This is a genomic window from Enterococcus sp. RTP21361st1_A6_RTP21361_211029 (assembly GCF_040910045.1).
In the GTDB taxonomy this organism is placed as follows: domain Bacteria; phylum Bacillota; class Bacilli; order Lactobacillales; family Enterococcaceae; genus Enterococcus_D; species Enterococcus_D gallinarum.
This window is the reverse complement of sequence record NZ_JBDGBK010000162.1, coordinates 1-3,035: the sequence shown is the minus strand read 5'-3', so window position 1 is coordinate 3,035 and position 3,035 is coordinate 1. Positions and strand designations below refer to the sequence as shown.

Below are 3,035 nucleotides of genomic sequence, written 5' to 3'. Positions count from 1 at the left end.
GCGCTGGACTTGGCGTGTGGGGCGTTGTCAATCTGCTGGAGGGCTATGGATCGGACAACCCAGATTCCAATGCTCATGTGCGGTAAAGTAACACACTAAAATCTGATAGGCAGCTATCCCTCTATTCCGAAAAATATAAGGGAAAATTCATAGAGAAGTTAATATTTATGCGATAAAATAAAACCAGAAACCAAAAGACAAATCAGGATTCTGGGAGGAGAAAATATTGGACTGTCATATTAAGTCACTATATCTATGCGTTAAGAACATGGAGAGAGCAATCCGTTTTATGAGAATTTCTTCGGAAAAGAAGTGACTATAAAAAACGAAATTTATAGTGTTTTTGATATAAACGGATTTCGTTTCGGTTTATTTGCTTTTGAAAAAATGAATGAGAATCACAGCTTTGGGAATAATTGCTTACCCAGTATCAATGTTGCAGATTTAGAAACTCTTAAAAATAAAATTAAAGATTTAGAACTATGTTTTCCGTTGACGCAAATAAACACTAATTGGGTAGTAGAGTTTATTGATTCAGAGAGGAATCATATTGAATTGACAGCCCCTGTTTGATAATTTCCAGTTTGTCGAACGGTTAGCAAAACCAGTCGAGCCAGTCAACGGTCAATATAAACGGCTCTGCGAGCCGCCGTTGACAGTCTCGCCTGTTTTCGCTTATGGGTAGTCAAGGGGCGACAGCAAAAAGTGCTGCCGCCTCTCTCTATCATACAAAAACTTTTAAACCAAGTACCACCCTTTTAGGAGGAAGGGGAGGGAATTTCCACGACCGATACAGAAGCATACCGGGAATATATCGAGTATACGTTCAACGCCTACTGTAAGATCGTCATACGCCATGCAGCGATTGACGCAGGACGGCAAAGGTGCAAAAAACGGGAAAAGAAATATTCCTTGAATATTTCATTGATGAAAAACACTATCCTTTAAGCACAGATGATGAATATTTTCCCTCCCCGGAACCAGACACGGAATATCCCGTCACAATCTGCGGGCAGACAGTAACCTTTTGCAACGCTTCCCTTGTTGCTGCCATGTTCCGGTTGCCAGAGAAGAAACGGGAAATGATTTACCTGTATTTTTTAAGAAGTACACACAGGAAGAAATCGGCAGACATTACGGACGATCCAGAACCACAGCAGGCTACCATATCCGGCGTACCCTGCGGCAGCTACAACGGGAAATGGAGGGAATTGCCTATGAGAAATGACAGGCTCCTCCCCTATGTTTACACTAGTTGGGTTTTGGCCGCGTTTTTCAGGTAGATGACGATGAGGATGGACCGGGGGTCGGCGAGAAAGGCCTCGTCGAGCCCGTCGTGGCGGGTGGCGGCCTTGCGGTAGTGATTCATGCGGTCGAAGACGCGTTCGACCATGTTCCGCCCCGTGCGCGCCTCCCTGTCACGATCCCATGGGGCCGCACGGTTCCCCTTGGGCGGCGCCCCCGAGGCCATGCCCGAGGACCGGCTCAGGGCCGCCGTGCAAGCCACCGCGCTGACCGCATAAACGGCAGAGACCATCGGCGAGCGTTGTCTTGATAGATGATGATAGCTCCATATTTACCTTAGACTGCATTAGATTGGTTTAGATTTATACAAAATAAGAGATTCAAATACTTCCCTCTATCCAATCAGTTACAATTTTTCTATCAGAATCACTCATAAATGAATGTTCGCTTTCCTTTGATATGTATAATTGGCAATTAAATTTCATTGAAAAATGACGAACAATTTCTATTGATTGCAATATATCTTTGCTGCCATACATAATAGCTGTTGGTATATCCCAGTGTTGAACAGGATTCTCTTTTACATATTGGTAGTATTTCCATGATAAAGTTTCAATCGGTGTTTCGATTTTTTGTCTTTCCTTTAATTCATTCTCGCTTACATCAAACCATGAAAACATATTATGTATTAAATAATCCATATCTAGTATCGGCGAAAGAAAAAGACATTTTTCAATATTTCTGTTCTTATAAGCGTGCAGACTGAAATATGCGCCTATGCTGCAAGCATATAAATAAATTTTATCCCAGTTGCGTTGAACATATTTCCAGATACATTCTAAGTCATGTATTCCATTCCATATATTACATTCAATATCTTTATTTTTCCTCTCACCATGAGATGGTAAATCAAAACTAATAGTTTGATAACCTTTTCTTTCAGCAATATCGGCGAAAAAAAGAGCTTCTTCTTTGTTCCCGTTTTTTCCATGAACATAAATATATATTTTTTCTGATTCTTTGCCCCAAACGACAGTTGGTATAGAATCAATCAAAATTAAGTTTCTTTCCATATAGCATCTCCTTGGAAATAGTATTATTGCAAAAGTAAGCACTACAATATAATGTTATTTATGGTGTCGTCGAACACTTCGCGCCGGTATTTCACGACGAGTATGAGATGATAATGCATGAGGAACACCGAATGATGATTCGATTCGAGTTTCACAGCAAACACCTCGCTTCCGATAGGTACGACTGAATGCCGGTATAGCATAAAAGGAAAGCCGATTCATCCCCCGCCCACGCTTCCGCTAAGAGGCGGGGGAATCCTCGGCAAAATCAGTTGAATCGGTCATAGCGACGACGCCACCGAACGACGATGGACAGTATGGCGCCTATCGCCAGGACCGACACGGCCAGAACCGAGGCAAGCGACACATCTCCACCCGTGACGGGCAGTGACGGGCGAGGGTTGGGCGTGGTTGCCTCCGCCGGCGCCGGCGGCGTCTCGGGTTTCTCCGGTTCGCACGGTTTCTCCGACTCGCATGGGGGCAACACCCGCACACGCTCCCAGGCATCGTCATACCGGCTGGACGCCGGGGAAACACGGTCATCCCCCTCGAACCGCCAGACGAACACGTACCACCCATGCCGATCGGCGGTCAGATGCATGGGAGCGCCATGCGCGTCCAACGCCCCGGCGCCGATTTTGAACGTGCCGTTCATCGCGGGAATCTCCCAGGTGGCCAGCAACCGGTGGTTGTCGTCTTCCGTGGGAACCTCTCCCC

At 45.3% G+C, this 3,035-nt stretch carries 3 protein-coding genes and 3 pseudogenes; 2 read left to right on the top strand and 4 right to left on the bottom strand.

Annotated features, from left to right (window positions below; all coding sequences use genetic code 11):
• Both AB5Z52_RS16420 and AB5Z52_RS16415 read left to right on the top strand, forming a co-directional pair.
• A pseudogene (locus tag AB5Z52_RS16420) lies at window positions 1-74 on the top strand (Maff2 family mobile element protein); the annotation flags it as partial.
• A gap of 238 nt (window positions 75-312) precedes the next feature.
• Window positions 313-573, top strand: a complete 261-nt coding sequence (locus AB5Z52_RS16415; protein WP_368267049.1) for a hypothetical protein — start codon at window positions 313-315, stop codon at window positions 571-573.
• Window positions 574-1,246: 673 nt separating this feature from the next.
• On the opposite strand, the gene AB5Z52_RS16410 is transcribed toward AB5Z52_RS16415, so the two are convergent.
• The 4 genes and pseudogenes from AB5Z52_RS16410 to AB5Z52_RS16395 form a co-directional block, all read right to left on the bottom strand.
• Window positions 1,247-1,393, bottom strand: coding sequence for a hypothetical protein (locus AB5Z52_RS16410; RefSeq protein ID WP_368267047.1), 147 nt, complete (start codon window positions 1,391-1,393; stop codon window positions 1,247-1,249).
• 232 nt (window positions 1,394-1,625) lie between these two features.
• Window positions 1,626-2,318, bottom strand: a complete 693-nt coding sequence (locus tag AB5Z52_RS16405) for an alpha/beta hydrolase (RefSeq protein WP_368267045.1) — start codon at window positions 2,316-2,318, stop codon at window positions 1,626-1,628.
• A gap of 53 nt (window positions 2,319-2,371) precedes the next feature.
• Window positions 2,372-2,473: pseudogene (locus tag AB5Z52_RS16400) on the bottom strand (transposase); the annotation flags it as partial.
• Between the two features lie 113 nt (window positions 2,474-2,586).
• Window positions 2,587-3,035, bottom strand: a pseudogene (locus AB5Z52_RS16395) (hypothetical protein); the annotation flags it as partial.

Bases quoted from the DNA above. Each gene is read 5' to 3' on its own strand.
- AB5Z52_RS16405 (WP_368267045.1), bottom strand. From the start codon at position 2,318: ATGGAAAGAAACTTAATTTTGATTGATTCTATACCAACTGTCGTTTGG.
- AB5Z52_RS16410 (WP_368267047.1), bottom strand. From the start codon at position 1,393: ATGGTCGAACGCGTCTTCGACCGCATGAATCACTACCGCAAGGCCGCC.